Below are 23,390 nucleotides of genomic sequence, written 5' to 3'. Positions count from 1 at the left end.
CCGAACCTGCGTCAGGATCTCATCGATCCCGACGGGTGTGAGGCGGTCGGCACCCCGACTGACGGTCCACCGTCCGGTCCATCTGATTAGTGATGAAATGACCGGACTCATGGGTGTATGAGCCGGTCGCGAGAGGTGATCCGCGTGGCCAACCCAACCACGAACGAGCACGTCACCGAGGCCGATACGTCGGCCGCTCCGACACCGGCGTCGGATGCCCCAGAATCGGGAAGAGTTCCCTCCGCGAGCGAGGCGCCCTCAGCGCGTACGTTCGTTCTCGACACCAGCGTCCTGCTCTCGGACCCGAAGGCCATGACGCGCTTCGCCGAGCACCAGGTCGTGCTCCCGGTGGTGGTGATCACCGAGCTGGAGGGAAAGCGGCACCATCCGGAGCTGGGCTACTTCGCCCGCTCCGCACTCCGGCAGCTCGACGGGCTGCGGATCACCCACGGTCGCCTGGACACCGCGGTCCCGGTCGGCGAGGACGGCGGCACCATCCGTGTCGAGCTCAACCACACCGACCCGTCCTCGCTGCCGAGCGGATTCCGGCTCGGGGACAACGACACCCGGATCCTCGCGGTCGCGCGCAACCTGAAGGGTGACGGGCTCGACGTCACCCTGGTCTCCAAGGACCTGCCGATGCGGATCAAGGCGTCCGCGGTCGGGCTCAAGGCCGAGGACTACCGCGGTGAGCGGATCAACGACTCCGACCCGGGTTACTCCGGGATGGCCGAGCTGGACGTCGCCGCCGCGGCCCTCGACGAGCTCTACGACGACGGCGTCCTCGAGCTCGACGCGGCCCGCGATCTGCCCTGCCACACCGGTCTGGTGCTGATGTCGGACCGCGGCACCGCGCTGGGCCGGGTCGGCCCCGACAAGCAGGTCCACCTCGTCCGCGGGGACCGGGAGGTCTTCGGGATCCACGGCCGCTCCGCGGAGCAGCGGATCGCGCTCGAGATGCTGCTCGACCCCGAGGTCGGCATCGTCTCCCTCGGTGGCCGGGCCGGCACCGGGAAGTCCGCGCTGGCGCTGTGCGCCGGGCTGGAGGCGGTCATGGAGCGCAACCAGCACAAGAAGGTGCTGATCTTCCGCCCGCTCTTCGCCGTCGGCGGCCAGGAGCTCGGCTACCTCCCCGGCACCGAGGGCGAGAAGATGTCGCCGTGGGGCCAGGCGGTCTTCGACACGCTCTCCGCGGTCACCACGCAGGACGTGATCGACGAGATCATCGACCGGGGCATGCTGGAGGTGCTGCCGCTGACCCACATCCGCGGCCGTTCGCTGCACGACTCGTTCGTGATCGTCGACGAGGCGCAGTCGCTGGAGCGCAATGTGCTCCTGACGGTGCTCTCTCGCATCGGCGCCAACTCGAAGGTAGTGCTCACCCACGACGTCGCCCAGCGCGACAACCTCCGGGTCGGACGCCATGACGGCGTGGTCGCGGTGATCGAGAAGCTGAAGGGCCACCCGCTCTTCTCCCACGTCACCCTGACCCGCTCCGAGCGCTCGCCGATCGCGGCGCTGGTCACCGAGATGCTGGAGAACGTGGTCCCGTGATGCCGTAATCATTGTCACGTCAACGGCCCCAGACCGGTAAGGTCTGGGGCCGTTGTGATTTCTGTGACTCATGTTACGGAAGTGATGCTCAGGACGGTCATTTCTGACCTACAAACGGTGCGTCCGGTTTGATACGAGGTGGGTGCTCATGCATTGTTTGCGGGTCTGCAATGCCTCAGCCCCCGAATGAGAGCCCGTGACCAAGCCTGTTCATCGCGCCCCGCGACATCGCGGTGCGCCAGCGAATCCGCTTGTCGACGTTCCGCACAAGGCTGCGCGTACGACCGCCAAGACAACCCTCCTCCTCTCCGTCCTCGCCCTCGGCGGGACCGGCGCCGCCGTCGCAGGCGGGGTGGCCTACTCCGGGCCAGCCACCGACGACCCGACGCTGAGCGCGGGTGAGTCGGCCGCCGCCGACATCCCCGAGCTCACCGATGCCCAGCGCGCCGCCATCGAGGCCGAGTCCGCTGCCCGCGGCGGCGAGACCTCCCTGTCGCGTTCGGCCGGTGACCGTCGTGAGGTCGCCGACCCCGGCAAGCAGGCCGCGCTGTCGGCCGGCAACGAGGTCCGGGCCATCGCCGGCGTCGAAGAGATCGAGATCGATCTTCGCAACCCCAAGGACATCGCCAAGTCGATGCTCGGCGACTTCGGCTGGGGGATGGACCAGTTCTCCTGCCTCGAGCCGCTGTGGGAGAAGGAGTCCGGCTGGAACCACACCGCCGCCAACCCCTCCTCCAGCGCGTACGGCATCCCGCAGGCCCTCCCCGGCTCCAAGATGGCCTCTGCCGGCGACGACTGGGAGACCAACCCCGCCACCCAGATCGAGTGGGGCCTCGGCTACATCAACGACCGCTACGGTTCCCCCTGCGGCGCCTGGGGCCACTCCCAGTCCGTCGGCTGGTACTGAGCCGACTCGGCGTTTCAGGGGTGGGTCATCGACTCGACGTCCAGAGCCTCGTCCAACTGAGCCTCAGTGAGGGTGCCGTCGGCGACGTAGCCGAGCTTGATGACGGTGTCCCTGATCGTGGCGCCCTCGGCGAGGGCCTGCTTGGCGACCTTGGCGGCGGCCTCGTAGCCGATGTACTTGTTGAGCGGCGTGACGATCGAGGGGGAGGACTCGGCGTAGGCGCGGAGGCGCTCGGGGACGGGCACGATGCCGTCGACGGTGCGCTTGGCCAGCACGGTCATCGAGGTCGAGAGCAGGCGGATCGACTCCAGGACGTTGCGGGCCATCACCGGCATCGCGACGTTGAGCTCGAAGGCGCCCGAGGCTCCGGCGGCGGTCACCGCGGCGTCGTTGCCGATCACCTGGAACGCCACCATCAAGGTGGCCTCCGGTACGACCGGGTTGACCTTGCCGGGCATGATCGAGGAGCCCGGCTGGAGATCGGGCAGGTGGATCTCGGCCAGGCCGGTGGTGGGGCCCGACGACATCCAGCGCAGGTCGTTGTTGATCTTGATCAGGCCGACGGCGATCGTCTTCAGGACGCCGGATAGCTCGACCAGCGAGTCGCGGGTGCCCTGGGCCTCGAAGTGGTTGCGGGCCTCGGTGAACGGCTGACCGGTGCGGTTGGAGAGGTCGGCGATCACCGCCTGCGGGAACCCGGCGGGCGTGTTGATGCCGGTGCCGACCGCGGTGCCGCCCAGCGCCAGCTCGCGCAATCGTGGAAGCACCGACTCGAGCCGCTCGGCCGCGTAGCGGATGGTGGCTGCGTACCCTCCGAACTCCTGGCCCAGGGTGACCGGCGTCGCGTCCATCAGGTGCGTACGCCCCGACTTCACCAGTCCGGAGAACTCCTCGGCCTTCGCCTCGAGCGAGCCGGCCAGCACGTCGATCGCGGGCAGCAGCTGCTCGGTGACGGCGACGGCGGCCGCGACGTGGATCGCGGTCGGGAAGGTGTCGTTGGAGGACTGAGAGGCGTTGACGTGGTCGTTGGGATGTACGTCGCCACCCGCCCGCGCCACCAAGGACGCGATCACCTCGTTGGCGTTCATGTTGGAGGAGGTGCCGGAACCGGTCTGGAAGACGTCGATCGGGAACGCGTCGTCGTGGCGGCCCTCGGAGACCTCGCCCGCGGCGGCGATGATCGCCTCGGCCTTGTCGCCGGGCAGGACGCCGAGGTCGAAGTTGGCCTTGGCGGCAGCCGCCTTCACATGACCGATCGCATGGATCAGCGCCGGTTCGATGGGCGTGCCCGAGATCGGGAAGTTCTCCACGGCCCGCTGGGTCTGGGCGCGCCACAACGCGTCCTTCGGGACCCGGACCTCTCCCATGGAGTCGTGCTCGATGCGAAAGCTCATGTCGTCCATGTCTGATTCAACCTTTGACTAGTTGGTGCCATTCCCTCGCGAGACCCCGCCGGCAGAGAGCCGGCCCACATAGAGCCAGTACGTCTCGGAGTGCCCCTGCAGGTCGACGGGATAGGAGAGCGCCTCGGCGTCGTCGAAGACCTGCGCCATCACCTCCAGCAGCGCCGGAGCCTTCGCCGCCGACCACACCACCACGGTGCCACCCGGGGCCGTCGCCCGCCGGGCATCCGCCAGCGCGGGCGCCTCGTAGAGCGCTCCGTTGGCGTCGTGGACCAGGTAGCCGGGGCCGTTGTCGACATCCAGCAGCACGACGTCGTACGCCTCGGCCCGGCTCTCCCGCAGGACCACCGCCACGTCGGCGACCTCGATGTGGACGCGCTCGTCGTCGAGGAGATGGGGCCCGTGAGGAATCCTCCCGGTGCGCATCCATTCGACCAGGCGCGGCTCGATCTCGACGACCGTGACCGCCTCGACCCGTGAGTCGGTCAGCACGGCCTCGAGGGTGAACCCGAGCCCGAGGCCACCGATGAGCACGTGCCTCGGCGCCGGGTGCAGCTCGAGGGCGTGCGTGGCCAACGCCTTCTCGGTCGAGGTCTCCCGGGTGTCCATCACGAAGATCCCGTTGGCCCGCAGCTCCAGGTGGCCGTCCGCTCGATGCCGTAGGGCCAACCCACCGTCGACGATCACCGACTCCATCCCATTCACGGTTCCATTGTGTCGGATGTGGGTACCGGGTCGGACATGAGCGATGACGACACCCAGTTCCCAGCCCAGCAGCAGGAGCCTCCCGGGCTCACCGGCGAGATGGACCCGCCGCCCGACCACGGCGAGTCCAGTTACCAGGGCCACGGTCGCCTCGATGGCAAGGTCGCGCTCATCACCGGTGCCGACTCCGGCATCGGCCGCGCGGTCGCCATCGCGTACGCCCGTGAGGGGGCCGACGTGGCCTTCACCTACCTCCCGGAGGAGGAGCCGGACGCGCAGGCGACCTCCAAGCTGGTCGAGGAGGCCGGACGTACGCCGCTGGCCATCCCGATCGACCTGCGCGAGCGCGAGGCGTGCGACGAGGTCGTCGAACGCACCGTGCAGGAGCTCGGCGGCCTCGACATCCTGGTCAACAACGCCGGCTACCAGTTCGCCCGCGACAAGGGTCTGACGGACATGGACGACGAGCGGATCGACCGGACGTTCAAGACCAACCTGTACGCCCTGCTCTGGCTGAGCCGGGCCGCCGTCCCGCACCTGAAGAAGAGCAAGGGCTGCGTCATCAACAACGCCTCGATCCAGGCGTACGAACCCACGACCAGCCTGCTCGACTACGCCGCGACCAAGGCGGCCGTCAACAACTTCACCGTCAACCTCGCCGCCGAGCTCGGGCCCGATGGGGTCCGGGTGAACGCGGTGGCGCCGGGGCCGATCTGGACCCCGCTGCAGCCGGCGACGCAGGCGCCGGAGAAGGTGCAGAAGTTCGGGGCCAACACACCGCTGGGGCGCGCCGGTCAACCGGCCGAGGTCGCGCCGGCGTTCGTGTTCCTGGCCTCTCCGGCCGAGGCGTCCTACGTCTCCGGCACCGTCCTCGGGGTGACTGGGGGACGGCCGGTGTTCTGATGGCCGCGAGCAGCTTTCACCACGACTCGATCGACGGTGGTGGGCCGGACGAGGGCCCGGCGGAGCGGATCACCCGTAACTGGAACGAGCTCCTCCAGGAGCTTCGGGTGCTGCAGACGGGTGTGCAGATTCTGACCGGGTTCCTGCTGACGGTCCCGTTCTCACCACGCTTCCCGGACCTGGCCGACCATCAGCAGACGATCTACCTCGTGGTGCTGGTCGGCTCGGTCGTCACCACGTCCCTGATCATCGCCCCCGTCTCCTTCCACCGGATCCTGTTCCGGCGCCGCCAGCGGCCGTGGCTGGTCACGGCCTCGCACGCCTGTGCGCGGGCCGGCCTGGCGGGCTTCGCGATCACCTCGGCGCTGGTCGTGCTGCTCGTCTTCGACGTCGTCCTCTCCTTCGGAGCCGGGGTCGTCGCCGCCCTCGGCGTCCTCGTCCTGTTCGTCTCGCTGTGGGCGGGACTGCCGCTGATGAGCGGGCGAAATAACTCGCACTGATCCCATGTGATGTCCACCACGCCGGGAGTACCCTGGTGAGGAACCAAGTCTGGTGGGCTTATGTGGTCGTACTTCTGGATCATCGTCGCGGTACTGCTCGGAGTTGCCGAGGCGTTCACGATGACGCTGGCGTTCGCTTTCGTCGCCGGCGGGGCGCTGCTTGCCGCGGGCAGCGCCGCCCTCGGGGCGCCCGTGCTCCTGCAGATGCTGATCTTCGCGGTCGCCGGTGGCGGCAGCGTGCTGCTGGTGCGGCCGATCGCACGCCGTCACATGGCCCTGCCGCCGCCGGTGCGTGATGGCACCGACGCGCTGGTCGGCCGTCAGGCGGTCGTCGTCGCGGAGGTGAGCTACGCGCACGGGCTGGTCCGGCTCGCGGGCGAGGAATGGACCGCCCGCCCCTATGACGAGGACCTGGTCATCCCTGTCGGATGCCGGGTCGACGTGCTCGAGATCGAAGGCGCGACGGCGCTCGTGCATCCGCGGGACCCGCTGTCGCTGTCGCCCTAGGAGGAGACGTACGACATGGAACTTCTACTGATCGTTCTGGTTCTGGTCGGGCTGGTGGTCGGGGCCGTCGCCTCGACGGTGCGGATCGTGCCGCAGGCCAGGCGCTACAACATCGAGCGCTTCGGGCGCTACCGGATCACCCTGCAGCCGGGGCTCAACTTCGTGATCCCGCTGGTGGACCGGGTCAACACCAAGCTGGACGTACGCGAGACGGTCTACTCCTCCAACCCGCGGCCGGTGATCACCGAGGACAACCTGGTGGTCAACATCGACACGGTGCTCTACTACCAGATCACCGACCCGCGGTCGGCCGCCTACGAGGTCGCCAACTACCTGCAGGCGATCGACCAGCTCACCGTCACGACCCTGCGAAACCTGATCGGCTCGATGGACCTGGAGAGCACCCTGACCTCGCGCGAGACGATCAACGCGCGGCTGCGTGAGGTGCTCGACGACGCCACCGGGAAGTGGGGGATCCGGGTCAACCGGGTCGAGATCAAGGCGATCGACCCGCCGGCGTCGATCAAGGAGGCGATGGAGAAGCAGATGCGCGCCGAGCGTGACAAGCGCGCCGCCATCCTGCACGCGGAGGGCAAGCGGGCCTCGCTGATCCTCGAGGCCGAGGGCACCCGGCAGAAGTCCATTCTGGAGGCGGAGGGCAACCAGCAGGCCCGGATCCTCGAGGCCGAGGGTGAGGCCACTGCGCTGGAGCGGGTCTTCCAGGCGGTCCACGCCAACGACGCCGACCCCAAGGTCCTGGCCTACAAGTACCTCGAGATGCTGCCCTCGCTCGCCTCGCACGGCAACTCGTTCTGGGTCATCCCCGGCGAGCTCACCGAGGCGATGCGCACAGTCACCGGCGCCTTCGCCGACAACGACTCCTCTATGCAGTCGGCGAAGGGGTCGGACAACGGCCACGACGCAGGACGTACGCCGCCGCTTCCCTCGCCTCGCGACGCGATCGAGCAGGCCGAGCACGAGGCGGCCAAGGCGGTCGAAGCGGCCCACGAGGAGTCGGCGCGGGCGGATCGCATCATCGGGTGAGATCAGTGAGCGGCCCCGCCTCGATTCGGCGGCCATCGCGGCTGCCGTACTGCCGCGCGACACGCCGGATGTCGGCGTGCCGTGGCCCTCTCGGCACAGGTTGTGGCCGCCTTCGTACGCATCAGGCTGCCGCAGCCCGCTGTGCTTCACCGCGAGCCGTTTGCCGAGGTCGGTCACAGGGAGGGCGTAACGGTCGCGATCGACGTGGACGATCGCCTCGTTCGACACCGCGGTGCGGAGGCGACGGCGGCTGGAGAGGGCGACGATATCGGCAGCGCGGGCGATCCCGCCCAGCTGCTCCAGCGCCCCGACTGCATCCATGCGGGTCAGTATGAGACCGACCACCGACAGTCATGATGGCGAGCGCCCGCGGCATGATGTGTTGGTATGGACGATCTGCCCGCAGGCCCCGACACCTCCCGGGTCTATGTCGACATGGTCGGTGACCTGTTCCACGCGGGCCACGTCGAACTGCTACGTGCAGCCCGCGCTCGCGGCGACCACCTCATCGTCGGAGTCCTGTCGGACGGGACTGCGGCGGCTTACAAGCGCACGCCGATCATGACCTTGGAAGAGCGAGTCACGGTGATCGAGGCATGTAGGTACGTCGATGAGGTCATCAGCGACGCACCCTTTCAGGTCGATGATGCTTTCCTGCGCGAGCACGACATCGCGACCGTCGTTCATGGCGAGGACCTCTCACCCGCTGGCGCGGAAGCCGTCTACGGTGCAGCGCTCGCCGCTGGCAAGCTCGAGTACGTCTCGCGTACGACGGGGATCTCGACCACTGGTCTCATCCAGCGAGTGCTCGACGCGAAGGCGGCTGGTGCCCTGGGGTAACGGGCACGCCGAACTGGTCGGGCTATCGGAGCCTCAGCATCGATGACCGAAAACCTGATGCGGCGAGCGGTCACGGGCTGACAGCATCGGGCCATGTCGCTGCCCACTCCGACGCTCGCCACGACCCGGTTGCGGCTGCGGCCGTTCACCGACACGGATGCGGATGACCTCTTCGCGTTGCAGAGCGACGCCCACGTACTGCGCTACTGGGACTCGCCGCCGTGGACCGATCGGGCCCGCGCCGGGCAGTTCATCGCCAGGTCTCAGGAGATGGCGGAGGAGGGGGCTGGCGTCCGGGTGGCCATCGAACGGGACTCCGTGTTCCTCGGCTGGTGCACCGTCAACTCGTGGAACCCGGACTTTCGCAGCGCGTCGCTCGGCTACTGCCTCGGCGAGGCGGCCTGGGGTAAGGGCTATGCGACCGAGGCGGCTGGTGCCCTGCTGACCTGGGCCTTCGACACTCTCGACCTCAACCGGGTCCAAGCGGAGGCCGACACTCGCAACGCTGCCTCCGCCCAGGTGCTGGAGAAGCTCGGGTTCAAGCTGGAGGGCACGCTACGCGAGGACTGCATCGTGAACGGCGATGTCTCCGACTCGTGGGTGTTCGGGCTGCTCCGGAGAGAGTGGTTCGCCCGCCAACCGGGTACCGCACGGGCATGAGCCACGAGCAACTTCCAGCAGAGGGGCCCGACGACCCCGGATACACCGAGGAGTCCGGGCAGGTCTCCGAGACCCAGCGCCTCGACGAGGACGAGGAGGAGACCCCGATCGCGCCGTCGGACGCCACCGCCGGCTATCCCGACTCCGAGTCCGGCAGCCCGGACACGCAGGGCTCCGGACCGAGCGAGGCGCCACCGGAGAACCGGCGCGACAACGACGTCTAAGGGGAACCTCTGTCCTGGCAGGTCCTGCGGCCACAGGGCGGGCGGGAAACCCCTGCGACACACCGCATGTCGGCGTGTCGCAGGGGCCATCGAGCGCGTTCGTGGCCTCCAGCCGGATCAGCCGAAGAGGTCACCCAACCAGGACTCACGGTGGTGGCTGTGGCGCTTGTCGTGGCGCCGGTCGTCGTCGTAGTCGCGCCGCTCGTACTCCTTCTTCTCGTAGTCCCGCTTCTCATAGCGTCGCTCGTCACGCTTCTGCTCCTGGCGGGGCTGCTGGTAGCTGCCGGGCTGCGGGGCACCGACGGACCGCTCGATGATCTTGTCGATCTCGCCGCGGTCCAGCCACACGCCACGGCACTGCGGGCAGTAGTCGATCTCGATGCCTTGGCGCTCGCTCATCACCAGGGTGGCACCGTCGATGGGGCACTGCATGGGGGTCTCCTCGTCGTCGGGGATCGGCGCCCTTCAACCTAGCCGGTCGCCCCGCATCGCCGAGGCTCAGCGCCGGGGGAGGTCCGGTCTTCGGCTGCTCCGGAAGGAATGGGATCAGTCGCCGAGACGCTTGAACGGCTCGATGGCGAAGACGACCTCGACGGCGACCCCGAAGTAGGCGGCGATCCGAAGCGCGAGGTGCAGCGACGGGCTGTACTCGCCACGCTCGAGGTAGCCCACGGTCTGGTAGTGGACGCCGAGGGCGTCGGCGAGCTCCCGACGCGAGATGCCGCGCTCGGCGCGTAGCATCGCGATCCGGTTGTAGACGGTGTCCGATTCGTTGGCCACAGGTCAGTAGCCCCTGGTCATGACCTTGTCGCGCGCGGCCGCGATCGCGGAGCCGGTCTGGCGGCGAGCCATCCGGCGGAGCACGATCGGTGCCAGGACGAGGCCGACCACGGCCCAGACGCCGAGGACGCCGAACATCTCGACCGTGCGCCAGGAGTCTCCGATCTCCGCGGCCTCCGCCCCTGCCGGCATCATCGCGGACCGTGTGCCGAGCCCGAGCCAGTAGAAGGGGAAGATCTGCCCGACCCACTGCAGCCAGGTGGGCATCGCGGTGATCGGGTAGAAGATGCCGGAGATCGCGATCAACAGCATCGAGGCCAGCATGATCAGCATCGACTGGGCGCTCGACTTGAAGATCGAGCCGAGCGCCGACCCGATCGGAACGGTCGCGACCATGCCGACGACGAAGATGACCGGGAGCAGCAGCGCCGTGCGGCCGTCGATCCGGAGGTCGCCGATCACCGTCATCGCGGGAATCGCGAGCAGCACCAGGCTGGCCAGCGTGGTCAGCCCGAAGAACCAGATCTTGCCGATCAGGTAGCCGAGCATCCCGTCGGGCGTCGCTTTGGCCCGCAGCAGCGTGCCGTCCTCACGGTCGGTGGCGATCTGCATCGCCGGGCCCGCGAGGCCGCCGAAGGCGATCGACATCCCGATCAGGCTCGGCAGCACCATCGCACCCAGTGCGAGGTCGGTGCCGGGCACGGTGTTGCCGCGCATGAACAGCAGCGTCACCGTGAAGCTGACCGGGAACAGGAGCATCCAGAAGATGTCGCCGACGTCGGTCAGCGAATACTTGGTCTCCAGCCAGCCGCGGTGCAGCCCAGCGCGTACGGCGACGCCGCGCGTGCCTTTCGTCCCGGTGGTGATCATGACAGCGCCTCCAGCTTCTCGTGCTCCTCGGCCTGGCCGCTCTCGACCCGCTGGACGAGCGCGAGGTAGGTGTCCTCGAGGTTGGCCCGTTTCACCTCGAGCTCAGTCACGTCGGGGTCGGTCGCGAGCAGGCGGCGTACGAACTCGGTCGGGTCGCGGTCCTCGACCGCATGCACGTGCCGCTCGCCTCCGGCGGTCCAGCGGACCTCCGCCTTGGTCGTGAGGTCGAGGGCCAGCTTGTCGGGACTGCCGTCGGCGATGATCGTGCCGCGGTCGAGCACGAGGATCCGGTCGGCGAGCTTCTCCGCCTCGGCCAGGTCGTGGGTGGTCAGCAGCACGGTCGTGTTCTCGAAGTCGGAGAGCCGGTGCACCAGTTCGTGGAACTCTCGTCGCGCGTGCGGGTCGAAGCCGGCCGTCGGCTCATCGAGGAACACCAGCTCAGGACGGCCGACGATGCCGATCGCGACGTCGACCCGGCGGCGCTGGCCGCCGGAGAGCCGCATCACCCTCTGGTCTGCGTGGGCGGTGAGGCCGACGACGGCGAGGAGTTCGTCGACGTCCCACGGGCGAGGGACCTCAGCGGTGGCGTACGGCGCGTAGAACCGCGCGTGGTAGTCGAGCAGGTCGCGCACCCGCCAGCGGCTGTGGTCCCGCCATGATTGGAGCACCACGCCGACCCGCGCGCGCCACCGCTCGTCGCCCCGTGCCGGGTCGGAGCCCAGCACCGAGACGTCGCCTGAGGTCGGCATCCGGAATCCTTCAAGGACCTCGATGGTCGTGGTCTTGCCGGCGCCGTTGGGGCCGAGCAGGGCGACAACCTCACCGCGACGGGCGGAGAAGGTCACGCCCTTGAGCACCTCGTTGCTGCCGTAGCGCACCCGCAGGTCGCGTACGTCGAGCGCCAGGTCGGTGAGCGCCGTTGTGCTCTCGCTATCGGGCATAGCAGGAATACTACGACCGATAGACGAAGTGCGACAGCGAATTGGGCGGCGCCGGCTCAGCGCTCCTTCGACCGCACCCTGATCCCGGTGAGGGGGATGGTGGTGGTGCCGGAGGGGTCGGTGAAGAAGTCGTTGCCCTCGCCGTCGACGACGATGAAGGCCGGGAAGTTCTCGACCTCGATCTTCCAGACCGCCTCCATGCCGAGCTCGGGGTACTCGAGCACCTCGACCGACTTGATGCAGTCCTGTGCCAGCCGAGCGGCGGGGCCACCGATGGAGCCGAGGTAGAAGCCGCCGTAGGTCCCGCAGGCCTCGGCCACGACCTTGGAGCGGTTGCCCTTGGCGAGCATGACCATCGAGCCGCCCGCGGCCTGGAACTGCTCGACGTAGGAGTCCATCCGGCCGGCGGTGGTCGGGCCGAAGGAGCCTGAGGCCATCCCCTCGGGCGTCTTGGCGGGCCCGGCGTAGTAGACCGGGTGGTTCTTCAGGTAGTCCGGCATCTCCTCGCCGGCGTCGAGGCGCTCCTTGATCTTGGCGTGCGCGATGTCGCGGGCCACGACCATCGGGCCGGACAGGGAGAGACGGGTCTTGACCGGGTGCTGCGACAGCGTCGCCAGGATCTCCGACATCGGTTGGTTCAGGTCGATGTCCACGACCTCGCCGGCCGCGATCTCCTCGGCCATGCCGGCGTCGGGCATGTACTGCGCCGGGTCGGTCTCGAGCTGCTCGAGGAAGACTCCGTCGCGGGTGATCTTGCCCAGCGCCTGGCGGTCGGCGGAGCAGGAGACCGCGATGGCCACGGGGCAGGAGGCGCCGTGGCGGGGGAGCCGGACGACGCGTACGTCATGGCAGAAATACTTGCCACCGAACTGGGCCCCGATCCCGAAGGACTGGGTGAGTTCGAAGACCTGAGTCTCGAGGTCGGTGTCGCGGAAGCCGTGGGCGCTCATCGAGCCCTCGGTCGGGAGGTTGTCGAGGTAGTGGGCTGAGGCGTACTTGGCCGTCTTCAGCGCGAACTCCGCGGAGGTCCCGCCGATGACGACGGCGAGGTGGTACGGCGGGCAGGCGGCCGTGCCGAGCGAGCGGATCTTCTCGTCCAGGAAGGTCAGGATCCGGTCGGGGTGAAGGATCGCCTTGGTCTCCTGGAACAGGAACGACTTGTTGGCCGAGCCGCCGCCCTTCGCCATGAAGAGGAACTTGTACTCGGGGCCGTTCTCACCCTCCGTGGTCGAGTAGATCTCGACCTGCGCGGGCAGGTTGGAGCCGGTGTTCTTCTCCTCGTACGTGGTCAGCGGCGCGAGCTGGGAGTAGCGGAGGTTGAGCTTGGTGTAGGCGTCGAAGACTCCCCGCGAGACGGTCTCGGCGTCGTCGGCGCCGGTCAGCACGCCCTCGGACTTCTTGCCCATCACGATCGCGGTGCCCGTGTCCTGACACATCGGCAGGATCCCGCCGGCGGAGATGTTGACGTTCTTGAGCAGGTCGAGCGCGACGAAGCGGTCGTTGCCGGAGGCCTCGGGATCGTCGATGATCTTGCGGAGCTGCTGGAGGTGGGCCGGGCGGAGGTACTGGTTGATGTCCTTCATCGCCTCGGCGGTCAGCCGGCGGATCGCCTCGGGGTCGACCTTGAGGAACTTGCGCCCGTCGACCTCGATCTCTTCCACCCCCTCGCTCGTGATCAAGCGGTAAGGGGTGTCGTCCTTGCCGGTCGGGAGGAGGTCGGAGTATCGGAACTCAACGTCAGCCACGGAAGAGAATCGTACGCCGCCCCCGGCCTCGGTCCCGGCCTCGGTCCCGGCGTCGGCTCCGGGGCCGCGACATCGAGGGCAGAGGATGTTGGCGCCAGCCTGCTCGAGAGCGGCGTGGAGTCGTGGCTGTTATGCGCGGGGCGGGGCGGGGGCTGGGAGCCGGCCGTCAGGCGGCGGGCCCGGCTCGCAGGGCAGCCGATGCCGCGACCAGCGTCGCCACCACGGAGGTACTGAAGGCGGGATCCATCACCGCCGCGGCGCACGGGCCGAGGGACGGGCCGGACGGCGGCACCAGGCCGGAGACGAGCGCGCGGTAGGTCTGGACCCCGCCCTGCCGTGGGTCCCGGGGCAGGCGGTGCACGCAGTCGTCGGTGCCGACCAGCTCGAGGACGTCCTGCTTCGTGGACGCCGAGACCGACACCAGCGACCGCGCGCTCGCCCCTCGCGCATGGGTGGTCTCGAGCACGATGCCCTCGTCGGTACGGCGGGCCGAGACGGTCGTCACGTCACCGAGCGCGACCTGCAGGGCGGCGAGCACGTGGGGTCCGAGATCCCACAGGGCGCCGTCGGTCTCGCGCCGCCACGCAGATCGGCCGAAGGGGTCGTCGCCGACCGTGGCCGTGTTCGTGAGCACCGCCCTCGCCGATGACCACGTGCGTTCGGCCGCGGCGTCCAACCACGGGGCGACGGTGCTGTCGAGCAGCCGGGAGTAGTGGACGAGCACCGGCTCGGGATGTCCGTGCAGCCTCTCGGCCTGCTCGACCCGACGGGCCACCGGCTTCTCGAGCAGCAGCGCCTTGCCGGCGTCCAACGCCGCCGGCGTCAGCCCGGCCTGGACGTCGGGCGGCACGCAGAACGCGACGACGTCGACCCGGTCCAGCAGGTCGACGTAGGTGCTCGCCGGCTCGAAGCCGTGTCGGCGGGCCAGGTCGGCGAGGTCGGCGTCGTTGCGCGACCAGCCGTGGGTCAGCCGCACCTCGGGTGCGGCGGCGAGCGCCGGCGCCACGGTCAGCCGGGCCCAGGGCCCGGAGCCCACCAGCCCCACGCGCAGGACGCGCTCAGGCATCGGTGAGCACCGCCACGAGCCGGGTGTGCCTGGACATGTGATCCTCGAACTCGCTCGGGTGCTCTCCTGACTTCGGCAACCTACCGGAGCGGGTCAGCCGGCGAGGCCCATCGCGAACACATGCAGGGCACTGTTGGCGGGCAGGACCACGAAGTCGACGGTCTTGCCGGCGGTCAGCGGCACCCAGTTGGCGAAGACCCGGTACTGGTAGGCCGCGTCGCCGTACCCGTCGGGTCGGTTGCGACCGACGCTCGAGGCGACCAACGTCGCGCCGTGCGCGTCGGCCTCCTGGAACGACCAGTTGGGCAGACCGGTCTCGTCCGTCGACGACGTGCCGTCGGTGTAGAAGACGGTGACCGTGCCCGTGGCACCGAAGCTGCTGCCCGAGCCGAGCAGGACCAGCGCGTCGCCGCTGCCGCTCACCTTCACGGCTTGGCCGCCGCTGGCGACGTTGTCGGCCGTGCCGGGCGCGACGTCGGGCATCGTCAGGGTGGCGCCCAGCGCCTCGACCTCGGCCCCCCGGCCCAGGCCCACGTCGGCCAGCTTCTGGGCCGAGAAGCTGTTGCCGGCACCGTCGAAGTTCCCGGCGGTGGTGGCGCTCTCGTCGGTGACCCCGGTGTTGTTGAAGGCCGCCGCCAGATTGGCCATCGGCTCGCCGGAGCGCTCCACCCGCGTGCCGACCGCGGCACCCGCGCCGTCACCGCCGCGGTAGGCGGCCGTGGCGGTGAAGGTGCGCAGATGGAAGCCCGGACGCCGCGCGGGCACCCGCACCGAGAAGGTGACGGTGGCGCTGGCGCCCGGCTTCACGGCTCCCGAGACCGACCGCGAAGCAGGGGCGACCTGCCAGCCCACCGGTCCCCGGAGCGAGACCGTGAGCTTGCGCAGCGCCGCCGTCGATTGGTTGCGGACGGTGACCGGCACCTCGACGATGGCCGGCCCGTCGAGGTCGACCGCTCCGATGGTGACACCGACCGTGTCCGTGGTCGCTTCAGCCGCTGCCGGTGCCGCTGTGGTGGCGGCGGGGGCCACCAGAAGACCGCCGAGGGCGATCGTGAGCGCGAGAGCCGCGCGGGCGATGAACGACGGAGCGACCATGGTAGGTGCCTTTCGGAAGGTGAGGTCGGTAGGGATCAGGGGACGGGGGGCATCTCGGTCTGGCGCGAGTCGAGGCCGACCCTCGGCTTGCGCCAATTGCCCCGGGTGAAGTCGGGGATCTCCACCGGCTTGCCGTTCTTGGCCAGCGACTCGACGCTCAGCGGGACCGGTGAGCACCACATGGCCGAGTCGTAGACGTCGATGTCGGGGACCAGCCCGGCGCGCATCGTCTGGATGAGACGCCACTGCAGGATGTAGTCCATGCCGCCGTGACCGCTCCCGGAGGCGTCGTCCTCGAGCTCCTTCCAGAGCCAGTGGTCGAACTCTTGGCGCAGCGCCTTGAAGCCGCGCCAGGTGTCGCCGCTGTGCAACGGCTCGGCGTAGACGCGGGCGCCGGTCGAGTCGCCGCCGACGTAGTCCTCGAACAGGCCGCGGCTGCCCTCGATGCTGTTGATGCGGCTGTAGGGCCGGGGCTGGCTCACGTTGTGCTCGGCGCTGATGGTGCGACCCCCGGAAGTGGTGATCTCGCAGCTGATGCGGTCGCCGTTGATGTACTCCTCCTTCCACGACCGGTGGTCGCGGGGGACGAAGCGCTCGCGGTAGTCGGCCAGGCCCCGCGGCGCGGTCGCGGTGGCGGCCAGCGTGACGGCTCGGTCGCCGCGGTTGACGTCCATCGCGGCAGCGATCGGCGCCAGGCCGTGCATCGGGTAGAAGCTGGCGGTGCTGCGGGTGTGCCACAGGCGCCGCCAGTCGTCGGTGTAGTAGCCGTCGTTGAACAGCAGGGCTCGCAGATCGTGCAGGTAGCCGCCGGCGCCGTGGGTGATGTCGCCGAAGACCCCCTCGTGCGCCATCTTGAGCATCGCCAGCTCGTTGCGGCCGTAGCTGCAGTTCTCGGCGAGCAGCAGGTGCTTCCGGGTCATCTCGGAGGTGTTGACGAGGTCCCACAGCTCGTTGAGCTGCGTGGCGATCGGCAGCTCGACAGCGACGTGCGCGCCGGCCAGCATCGAGGTCCGCGCCTGGTCGTAGTGGAACTCCCAGGGGGTGGCGATGTAGATGAGGTCGAGCTCCTCACGGTCGAGCATCTGCTTGAAGGAGCCACGCTTGCCGCCGTACTCCTTGGGGCGGGTCTTGCCGCGCGCGACGAGGTCGTCGGCCACCCGCGTGGCGCGGTCGGCGCGGATGTCGCACACCGCGACCACCTGCGCGCCGGGGATGTCGGCCCAGCCACGGGCCATGCCGAAGCCGCGGTTGCCAAGGCCGATCAGTCCGATGCGGACGATCTCGTGCGCCTCGAAGGCCTGGTTGACCATGGTGCGCTGGCCGGCGGCCCGCGCCGGGGTGGCGCCGGCGGTGAGGGCGCCGATGCCCAGGGCGGCCCCGCCCACTGCGGCGGCGGAGCCCAGGACGCTGCGCCGGGAGAACCCGGTAGCGAGCTTGGTGTCGGGCGTGGTGATGGACGTCGTCTGCATGTCTTCGCTCCGAAGTCGAGGTCGGGCCGACACGGCCTGAGTGATCGTTTATGATCGAATCAACGCTTGTATCGGCAGAATCAATCGCTCAGGGAAGACTGTAGGGCACGTCACATCGCGGCGCCAGACGTTCGCGCGCCGCGATCGTCGATCGACACGATCGGCTCGCCGCGGGGGGTCAGGGGCGACGGGGCGACGGCGCCGCGGATCTCGACCTACCAGAGGTATCCCGCTGGATGGGCCTAGGGCTGGGGGTTCTCGGTGGTGCGCGCTATGGTCGGAGACGTCCACACGGGAGTCCGCGGCAGCGGGCTGAGAGGGAGCTAAGGCCGCTCCGACCGTTACACCTGATCCGGATCATGCCGGCGAAGGAAGTGATTGGTTGTGCCTCTTCCACGTATTTTCTCTCTGGTCTCCTCGCAGGATGACCTCGAGTTGCTGCCCGCTTTCGCAGGGGCCGGTGTGTCCGGTTTCCAGGTCCGAGACAAGTCCGCGACCACCCGGGAGCTGCTCGCGCTGACGGCGGCCGTGATCGAGCGAGTGGGTGCGTACGAGGCATGTGTGGTCGTCGACGACCGGCTCGACGTGGCGCTCGCGTCCGGTGCGCACGGCGTCCACCTCGGCGCCTCCGACCTTCCGCTCGCGGAGGCCCGGCGGATCGCCGACGCGGCCGCGCCGGGGCTGATCATCGGCGCGACCTGCCGGGACCGTGCTGCGGTCGAGGCGGCCGCCGCCGCGGGCGCTGACTACGCCGGCTTCGGACCAGTCTTCGCCACCACCTCCAAGGCCGGGCTTCCCGATCCGCTGGGGGTCTCCGCGGTCTCCGAGGCGGCCGATGTCCTCCCGCTGATCGCGATCGGCGGGATCTCGACGGCTTCCGCCGGGGCTGTACGTGCCGCCGGCGCTCACGGGGTCGCCGTGATCGGCGGGCTCTGGCGACAACCCGATCCGCTCCAGGCCGCGAAGGAGCTCGTGGAAGCGGTCGGCTGATGCGGGTGCGGATCCTCGGTGCCGGGATCGTCGGGCTGTCCGTGGCCGACGAGCTGATCCGTCGTGGGAACGAGGTCACGGTGGTTGATCCGGCGCCGGGCTCGGGTGCGTCGTACGCCGCGGCCGGCATGCTCAGCCCGGCCGGTGAGGCCTGGTACGGCGAGGAGGACCTGACCCGGCTCTGCCTGTCCTCCCTCGCGCTCTGGCCCGACTTCGCCGCCAGGCTCGGGGTTGCCGTGCACACCCGCGGGACCCTGCTGGTCGGTGTCGATGCCGGGGACGTCCAGCAGGTCGAGCGGCAGCTCTCGGTGCTCGATCTCGCCGGGGTCTCCTACGAAAGACTCCTGCGCCGCGAGCTGGTCGCCCGCGAGCCCGGACTCGGCCGCGTCGCCGGCGGGGCCTTCCTCGCCGAGGACCATTCGGTGGACCCGCGTGCCGTCGTCGCGTCCCTGCTCGAACGAGTCGGGGACCGTGTTGGTCTCGACGAATCCGCTGGTCGAGCCGCCGGAGCAGCTAGGCGGAGGCGTGTCGAGACCAACACGCTCACCGTCATCGCGACCGGAGCCCAACTGCCCGCTCCGTACTCCTCCCTCATCCGCCCGGTGCGCGGGGACGTGGTGCGCGTACGGACGCAGGAGCGGGTGGAGCGGACGGTGCGGGCCTGGGCGCACGGCGAGCAGATCTACGTGGTGCCGCGGATCAAGAGCGACGAGGTGGTCATCGGGGCCACCACCGAGGAGCGCGACGGTCCGCTGCTGCCGACCGTCGAGGGGGTGTGGCGGCTGCTCGACTCCGCCCGCCGGGTGGTGCCGGCGCTCGACCGCGCGAGCGTGGTGGAGGTGACCTCGCGGGACCGCCCGGGCACCGCCGACAACCTCCCCCTGGTCGGCCCGACCCACGAGCCGGGCGTCGTGCTCGCCGCGGGTGCCTACCGCAACGGGGTCCTGCTGGCGCCGCTCATCGCGCAGCTGGTGGCCGATCACATCGAGACAGGTTCAGTGGAATCCGCGGTCGATCCGCGCCGGTTCCGGACGAAGGAGGACGGATGAAGATCACCGTGAACAGCGCGCCGATGGAGGTCAGCGGCACCGTCGCGGACCTGCTCGAGGCCAGGACCGGCGAGCGGCGGCCGAGCGGCATCGCCGTCGCCGTCGACGAGGAGATCGTGCCGCGCGACGACTGGGCGCGATGGCAGCTCCAGGACGGTCATGTCGTCGAGATCGTGACGGCGGTGCAGGGCGGATGAGCGACATCTTGAAGATCGCCGGCCGCGAGCTGTCCTCACGCCTCTTCCTCGGCACCGGTGGCCTGCCCAACCTGGCTCTGCTCCCCGACGTCATCGACGCGGCTGAGCCGGGTCTGGTGACGGTCTCGATGCGGCGTACGTCCTCGACGGCCTCCGGTGGGCTGCTCGAGACGCTTCGCGCGGCGAAGATGCCGATCCTGCCCAACACCGCGGGCTGCCTCTCGGCACGCGAGGCGGTGCTGACCGCCGAGCTCGCCCGCGAGGCGCTGGAGACCGACTGGGTCAAGCTGGAGGTGATCGGCGACGAGACCTCGCTGATGCCCGACGCCGTCGAGCTCGTCGAGGCCGCCGAGCAGCTGGTGCGCAAAGGCTTCACGGTCCTTCCGTACGCCACCGACGACCCCGTCCTGGCCCGCCGCCTCGAGGACGCCGGCTGCGCGGCGGTGATGCCGCTCGGCTCGCCGATCGGGTCAGGGCTGGGGCTGCTGAACCCGTACGCGATCGAGGCGGTCGTCGCTGCCGTGTCCGTGCCGGTCGTGCTCGACGCCGGGGTCGGCACCGCCTCGGACGCGGCCCTGGCCATGGAGCTCGGCTGCTCCGCCGTCCTCGCCGCCACGGCGGTGACCCGCGCCGACGACCCGGTCGGGATGGCTCGCGCTCTGCGGCTGGCCGTCGAGGCCGGGCACGCTGCCCGCGCCGCCGGCCGGATCCCGCGCCAAGCGGTCGCGCGGGCGTCGTCTCCGATGGAAGGCCGGATCGCATGACCGGGCTGCCGCGACTGCTCGTCCTCACCGACCGCTCCCAGTTGCCGCTCGGCCGCAGCCTGGTCGCGACGATGGCAGCGTGCGCCGAGGCCGGCCTGACCCACGTCGTTCTCCGTGAGCTCGATGAGCCCCTTGAGCATCGAGCAAAGCTGGCCGAGCTGCTCGCTGGACTCGGCCTGAACGTCATCGCCGCCCACACCCCTCTCCCCGCCGCAGTCGGCCTGCACCTGCCCGCCTCCGCGAGCTGTAACACGTCGTTCGTAGGACTACTCGCCCTATCGGAACGACCGGATAGACCTACGAACAGCGTGTTACACCTCGGCCGGAGCTGCCACAGCCCCACCGATGTCGCCACGGCCGCCGAGGAGGGGTTCGACTACGCGATGCTGAGCCCGTACGCGCTGACCGAGTCCAAGCCGGGCTACGGGCCGCCGCTCGGGCCGGAGGCGTTCGCTGGCCTGCCGCTCCCGACGTACGCCCTGGGCGGGATCACCCCGGCCAACGCCGCGGCGGCGGTGGCGGCGGGGGCCCACGGGGTCGCCGTGATGGGGGCGGTGATGCGCGCGGAGGAGCCGGCCGCGGTCGTGCGCGACCTGCTGGCCGTCCTGGCCACGACGGGGGTGGCCCGATGAACCCACCGGTCGCGCTCACCGTCGCGGGCACCGACTCCGGGGGAGCGGCGGGGACGGCGGCCGATCTGGCCACCTTCGCGGCGCTCGGGGTCCACGGTGCCTGTGTGATCACCGCTGTCACCGCCCAGGACACGACCGGGGTCAGCGACATCCACGCCGTCCCGGTCGCCACGGTCGAGGCCCAGCTCCACGCCGTGTTCGACGATCTCCCCGTCGCAGCGGTCAAGACCGGCATGCTCGGCAGCGCCGACGCGGTCGAGCTCGTCGCGCGCGTCTGCGCCGGCCGCCCGCTCGTCGTCGACCCCGTCCTCGTGGCCACCTCCGGCGCGCTTCTCGGCGGAGAGGACGTACGCCGGGCCTACCTCGACCATCTCCTCCCCGTCGCCACCGTCGTCACCCCCAACCTCGACGAGGCCCGGGCATTGCTCGACCACGATGGTTCGCCGGAAGAGCTCGCGGTTGCCCTCGCTGGTCGAGCCGCCGGAGCCGCTAGGCGGAGGCGTGTCGAGACCAGCGGGTGCGCCGTGATCGTCACCGGTGGCGACCCGGCGGCCACGGGCGAGTGCACCGACTGGTTCGCCGAACCGGGGGAGCCGCCCGTCCCGATAAGCCACCCCGCCATCCCCACGGCCAACGACCACGGCACCGGCTGCACCTACAGCTCGGCCCTGGCCGCCCACCTCGCGCACGGCGCCACCGTTCACGACGCGGCCGAGCGGGCCGCTGCGTACGTCACCCGACAGCTCGCCATCAGCAGGACCTGGACCCTCGGAAGAGGCCGGGGACCGATCGCCCACACCCAGGAGAAGAAATGACCGTTCACCCCGCCCACACCCGCCTCGAGCTCGGCGACCTGAAGGTCCCGGTGACCCGGGTCGCGCTGACCAACGGCGAGACCTTCGACCGCTACTGCACCGAGGGCCCGGGATCCCGTCCGGAAGAGGGCCTCCCGCCCCGCCGCCTCGAATGGATCGAGGAACGCGGCGACACCGAGCAGTACGAAGGACGGCCGACGGACCTCCGGGACAATGGCAAGACCGCCGTACGCCGCGGAGCAGCCACCGAGGAATGGCAGGGCGAGCGCCGGCAGCCGCGAAAGGGCGCCAACATCTCCCAGATGCACTACGCGCGCCAAGGCATCATCACCAAGGAGATGGCCTACGTCGCGGTGCGCGAGAGCTGCGACCCCGAGCTGGTCCGTGAGGAGGTGGCGGCGGGCCGGGCGATCATCCCCAACAACGTCAACCACCCCGAGTCCGAGCCGATGATCATCGGCAAGCGCTTCCTGGTGAAGATCAACGCCAACATCGGCAACTCCGCCGTCACCAGCAGCATCGCGGAGGAGGTCGACAAGCTCACCCACGCCATCACCTGGGGCGCGGACACGGTGATGGACCTGAGCACCGGCGACGACATCCACACCACCCGCGAGTGGATCCTGCGCAACTCACCCGTCCCGATCGGCACCGTCCCGATCTACCAGGCCCTGGAGAAGGTCAACGGTGAGGCCGACAAGCTGACCTGGGAGGTGTTCCGGGACACCGTCATCGAGCAGGCCGAGCAGGGCGTCGACTACATGACGATCCATGCGGGAGTCCTGCTGAGATACGTCCCGCTCACCGCGAACCGCGTCACCGGCATCGTGTCCCGAGGCGGCTCGATCATGGCCGGCTGGTGCCTCGCGCACCATCAGGAGAGCTTCCTCTACACCCACTTCGACGAGCTCTGCGAGATCTTCAAGCAGTACGACGTCGCCTTCTCCCTCGGCGACGGTCTCCGCCCGGGCTCCACCGCCGACGCCAACGACGAGGCCCAGCTCAGCGAGCTGCGGACGCTGGCCGAGCTCACCGAGAGGGCCTGGGAGCACGACGTACAGGTCATGGTCGAGGGCCCCGGGCACGTCCCGCTCAACCTCGTGGAGGAGAACGTACGGCTGCAGCAGGAGTGGTGCCACGGCGCGCCGTTCTACACGCTGGGCCCGCTCGCCACCGATATCGCACCCGGCTACGACCACATCACCAGCGCCATCGGCGCGGCCACGATCGCCATGCACGGCACCGCGATGCTCTGCTACGTCACCCCCAAGGAGCACCTCGGCCTGCCGGACAGGGACGACGTGAAGACGGGCGTGATCACCTACAAGCTCGCCGCCCACGCCGCCGACATCGCCAAGGGCCACCCGGGCGCCCGCGACCACGACGACGCGCTCTCCAAGGCCCGCTTCGAGTTCCGCTGGCGCGACCAGTTCGCCCTCTCGCTGGATCCGGTCACCGCGGAGAGCTTCCACGACGAGACCCTGCCGGCCGAGAACGCCAAGACCGCCCACTTCTGCTCCATGTGCGGCCCGAAGTTCTGCTCGATGAAGATCAGCCAGGACGTACGCGACCGCTTCGGCGGCGACAACGGCGCATCCCCCGAGGAGATCGAGGCCGGGATGCTGGAGAAGTCGAAGGAGTTCGCGGCAGCGGGGAGTCGCGTGTATCTCCCGCTCGCCGACTGACCCGACGCGACAGTGCCCTGGCCGACCGGCGGCCAGGGCACCGTC

Annotated in this window: 26 protein-coding genes and 1 riboswitch; of the genes, 16 read left to right on the top strand and 10 right to left on the bottom strand. The window is 69.8% G+C overall.

Going from position 1 to position 23,390, the window contains the following annotated elements; genetic code table 11:
• Window positions 1-144: 144 nt before the first annotated feature.
• Entirely contained in the window at window positions 145-1,554 is a 1,410-nt protein-coding gene (locus tag ACFWQC_RS07865; protein WP_378675476.1) for a PhoH family protein, read from the top strand.
• 196 nt (window positions 1,555-1,750) lie between these two features.
• Window positions 1,751-2,461 (top strand): lytic transglycosylase domain-containing protein, encoded by a 711-nt coding sequence (locus ACFWQC_RS07860; RefSeq protein WP_378675474.1) that lies wholly within the window; start codon window positions 1,751-1,753, stop codon window positions 2,459-2,461.
• A gap of 14 nt (window positions 2,462-2,475) precedes the next feature.
• On the opposite strand, the gene ACFWQC_RS07855 is transcribed toward ACFWQC_RS07860, so the two are convergent.
• Together ACFWQC_RS07855 and ACFWQC_RS07850 are read right to left on the bottom strand one after the other, a co-directional pair.
• Window positions 2,476-3,864 carry a class II fumarate hydratase gene (locus tag ACFWQC_RS07855; protein WP_378675471.1) on the bottom strand — a complete coding sequence of 463 codons (1,389 nt, stop codon included), beginning with the start codon at window positions 3,862-3,864 and terminating at the stop codon, window positions 2,476-2,478.
• Between the two features lie 18 nt (window positions 3,865-3,882).
• Window positions 3,883-4,560, bottom strand: coding sequence for a spermidine synthase (locus ACFWQC_RS07850; protein WP_378675738.1), 678 nt, complete (start codon window positions 4,558-4,560; stop codon window positions 3,883-3,885).
• 45 nt (window positions 4,561-4,605) lie between these two features.
• On the opposite strand from ACFWQC_RS07850, the gene ACFWQC_RS07845 reads away from it, so the two are divergent.
• The 7 genes from ACFWQC_RS07845 to ACFWQC_RS07815 all read left to right on the top strand — a co-directional run bounded on the left by ACFWQC_RS07845 (window position 4,606) and on the right by ACFWQC_RS07815 (window position 9,247).
• Window positions 4,606-5,472, top strand: a complete 867-nt coding sequence (locus ACFWQC_RS07845; protein WP_378675469.1) for a glucose 1-dehydrogenase — start codon at window positions 4,606-4,608, stop codon at window positions 5,470-5,472.
• Window positions 5,472-5,972, top strand: a complete 501-nt coding sequence (locus tag ACFWQC_RS07840) for a DUF6328 family protein (protein ID WP_378675466.1) — start codon at window positions 5,472-5,474, stop codon at window positions 5,970-5,972. Before ACFWQC_RS07845 ends, ACFWQC_RS07840 begins: the two co-directional genes overlap by 1 nt.
• A 60-nt stretch (window positions 5,973-6,032) precedes the next feature.
• The gene (locus ACFWQC_RS07835) at window positions 6,033-6,479 is read left to right on the top strand and encodes an NfeD family protein (RefSeq protein ID WP_378675463.1); all 447 of its coding nucleotides are present in this window, start codon (window positions 6,033-6,035) and stop codon (window positions 6,477-6,479) included.
• Window positions 6,480-6,494: 15 nt separating this feature from the next.
• A complete protein-coding gene (locus ACFWQC_RS07830; RefSeq protein WP_378675460.1) occupies window positions 6,495-7,523 on the top strand; it encodes an SPFH domain-containing protein in 1,029 nt (342 codons plus the stop codon).
• 387 nt (window positions 7,524-7,910) lie between these two features.
• Entirely contained in the window at window positions 7,911-8,363 is a 453-nt protein-coding gene (locus tag ACFWQC_RS07825) for an adenylyltransferase/cytidyltransferase family protein (protein ID WP_378675458.1), read from the top strand.
• Between the two features lie 93 nt (window positions 8,364-8,456).
• Complete coding sequence (locus tag ACFWQC_RS07820) at window positions 8,457-9,023, top strand: GNAT family N-acetyltransferase (RefSeq protein ID WP_378675455.1); 567 nt, start codon at window positions 8,457-8,459, stop codon at window positions 9,021-9,023.
• On the top strand, window positions 9,020-9,247 hold the full coding sequence (locus ACFWQC_RS07815) for a hypothetical protein (RefSeq protein WP_378675452.1): 228 nt from the start codon (window positions 9,020-9,022) through the stop codon (window positions 9,245-9,247). The genes ACFWQC_RS07820 and ACFWQC_RS07815 overlap by 4 nt, the downstream gene beginning before the upstream one ends.
• 117 nt (window positions 9,248-9,364) lie before the next feature.
• Here ACFWQC_RS07815 and ACFWQC_RS07810 read toward each other — a convergent pair whose 3' ends face one another.
• From ACFWQC_RS07810 to ACFWQC_RS07775, 8 genes are all read right to left on the bottom strand, one after another.
• Window positions 9,365-9,679 carry a zf-TFIIB domain-containing protein gene (locus ACFWQC_RS07810; protein WP_378675450.1) on the bottom strand — a complete coding sequence of 105 codons (315 nt, stop codon included), beginning with the start codon at window positions 9,677-9,679 and terminating at the stop codon, window positions 9,365-9,367.
• 114 nt (window positions 9,680-9,793) lie between these two features.
• Window positions 9,794-10,027 (bottom strand): helix-turn-helix transcriptional regulator, encoded by a 234-nt coding sequence (locus ACFWQC_RS07805; protein WP_378675447.1) that lies wholly within the window; start codon window positions 10,025-10,027, stop codon window positions 9,794-9,796.
• Window positions 10,028-10,030: 3 nt separating this feature from the next.
• Window positions 10,031-10,897, bottom strand: coding sequence for an ABC transporter permease (locus ACFWQC_RS07800; protein WP_378675444.1), 867 nt, complete (start codon window positions 10,895-10,897; stop codon window positions 10,031-10,033).
• On the bottom strand, window positions 10,894-11,838 hold the full coding sequence (locus ACFWQC_RS07795) for an ABC transporter ATP-binding protein (protein WP_378675441.1): 945 nt from the start codon (window positions 11,836-11,838) through the stop codon (window positions 10,894-10,896). The genes ACFWQC_RS07800 and ACFWQC_RS07795 overlap by 4 nt, the downstream gene beginning before the upstream one ends.
• A gap of 56 nt (window positions 11,839-11,894) precedes the next feature.
• Window positions 11,895-13,583, bottom strand: coding sequence for a fumarate hydratase (locus tag ACFWQC_RS07790; protein WP_378675438.1), 1,689 nt, complete (start codon window positions 13,581-13,583; stop codon window positions 11,895-11,897).
• A gap of 166 nt (window positions 13,584-13,749) precedes the next feature.
• Entirely contained in the window at window positions 13,750-14,649 is a 900-nt protein-coding gene (locus tag ACFWQC_RS07785; protein ID WP_378675435.1) for a Gfo/Idh/MocA family protein, read from the bottom strand.
• Between the two features lie 93 nt (window positions 14,650-14,742).
• Entirely contained in the window at window positions 14,743-15,744 is a 1,002-nt protein-coding gene (locus ACFWQC_RS07780; protein WP_378675432.1) for an NEW3 domain-containing protein, read from the bottom strand.
• Between the two features lie 35 nt (window positions 15,745-15,779).
• Window positions 15,780-17,213 carry a Gfo/Idh/MocA family protein gene (locus ACFWQC_RS07775; protein WP_378675429.1) on the bottom strand — a complete coding sequence of 478 codons (1,434 nt, stop codon included), beginning with the start codon at window positions 17,211-17,213 and terminating at the stop codon, window positions 15,780-15,782.
• 281 nt (window positions 17,214-17,494) lie between these two features.
• Window positions 17,495-17,604, top strand: a riboswitch (TPP riboswitch).
• On the opposite strand from ACFWQC_RS07775, the gene thiE reads away from it, so the two are divergent.
• The 7 genes from thiE to thiC all read left to right on the top strand — a co-directional run bounded on the left by thiE (window position 17,598) and on the right by thiC (window position 23,345).
• A complete protein-coding gene (gene thiE / locus ACFWQC_RS07770; RefSeq protein ID WP_378675426.1) occupies window positions 17,598-18,203 on the top strand; it encodes a thiamine phosphate synthase in 606 nt (201 codons plus the stop codon). (Overlaps the previous riboswitch by 7 nt.)
• Window positions 18,203-19,252, top strand: coding sequence for a glycine oxidase ThiO (gene thiO / locus ACFWQC_RS07765; protein WP_378675423.1), 1,050 nt, complete (start codon window positions 18,203-18,205; stop codon window positions 19,250-19,252). Before thiE ends, thiO begins: the two co-directional genes overlap by 1 nt.
• Complete coding sequence (gene thiS, locus ACFWQC_RS07760) at window positions 19,249-19,449, top strand: sulfur carrier protein ThiS (RefSeq protein ID WP_378675421.1); 201 nt, start codon at window positions 19,249-19,251, stop codon at window positions 19,447-19,449. Before thiO ends, thiS begins: the two co-directional genes overlap by 4 nt.
• Complete coding sequence (locus ACFWQC_RS07755) at window positions 19,446-20,213, top strand: thiazole synthase (protein ID WP_378675418.1); 768 nt, start codon at window positions 19,446-19,448, stop codon at window positions 20,211-20,213. Before thiS ends, ACFWQC_RS07755 begins: the two co-directional genes overlap by 4 nt.
• Window positions 20,210-20,845 (top strand): thiamine phosphate synthase, encoded by a 636-nt coding sequence (locus tag ACFWQC_RS07750; RefSeq protein ID WP_378675415.1) that lies wholly within the window; start codon window positions 20,210-20,212, stop codon window positions 20,843-20,845. The genes ACFWQC_RS07755 and ACFWQC_RS07750 overlap by 4 nt, the downstream gene beginning before the upstream one ends.
• A complete protein-coding gene (gene thiD / locus ACFWQC_RS07745) occupies window positions 20,842-21,660 on the top strand; it encodes a bifunctional hydroxymethylpyrimidine kinase/phosphomethylpyrimidine kinase (RefSeq protein ID WP_378675412.1) in 819 nt (272 codons plus the stop codon). Before ACFWQC_RS07750 ends, thiD begins: the two co-directional genes overlap by 4 nt.
• Entirely contained in the window at window positions 21,657-23,345 is a 1,689-nt protein-coding gene (thiC, locus tag ACFWQC_RS07740) for a phosphomethylpyrimidine synthase ThiC (RefSeq protein WP_378675410.1), read from the top strand. Before thiD ends, thiC begins: the two co-directional genes overlap by 4 nt.
• The last annotated feature ends 45 nt before the right edge of the window (window positions 23,346-23,390 follow it).

Origin of the sequence: Nocardioides sp. NPDC058538 (assembly GCF_042719275.1) — a bacterium.
Taxonomy (GTDB): Bacteria; Actinomycetota; Actinomycetes; order Propionibacteriales; family Nocardioidaceae; genus Nocardioides.
This window is presented reverse-complemented; position numbering and strand designations above follow the sequence as displayed.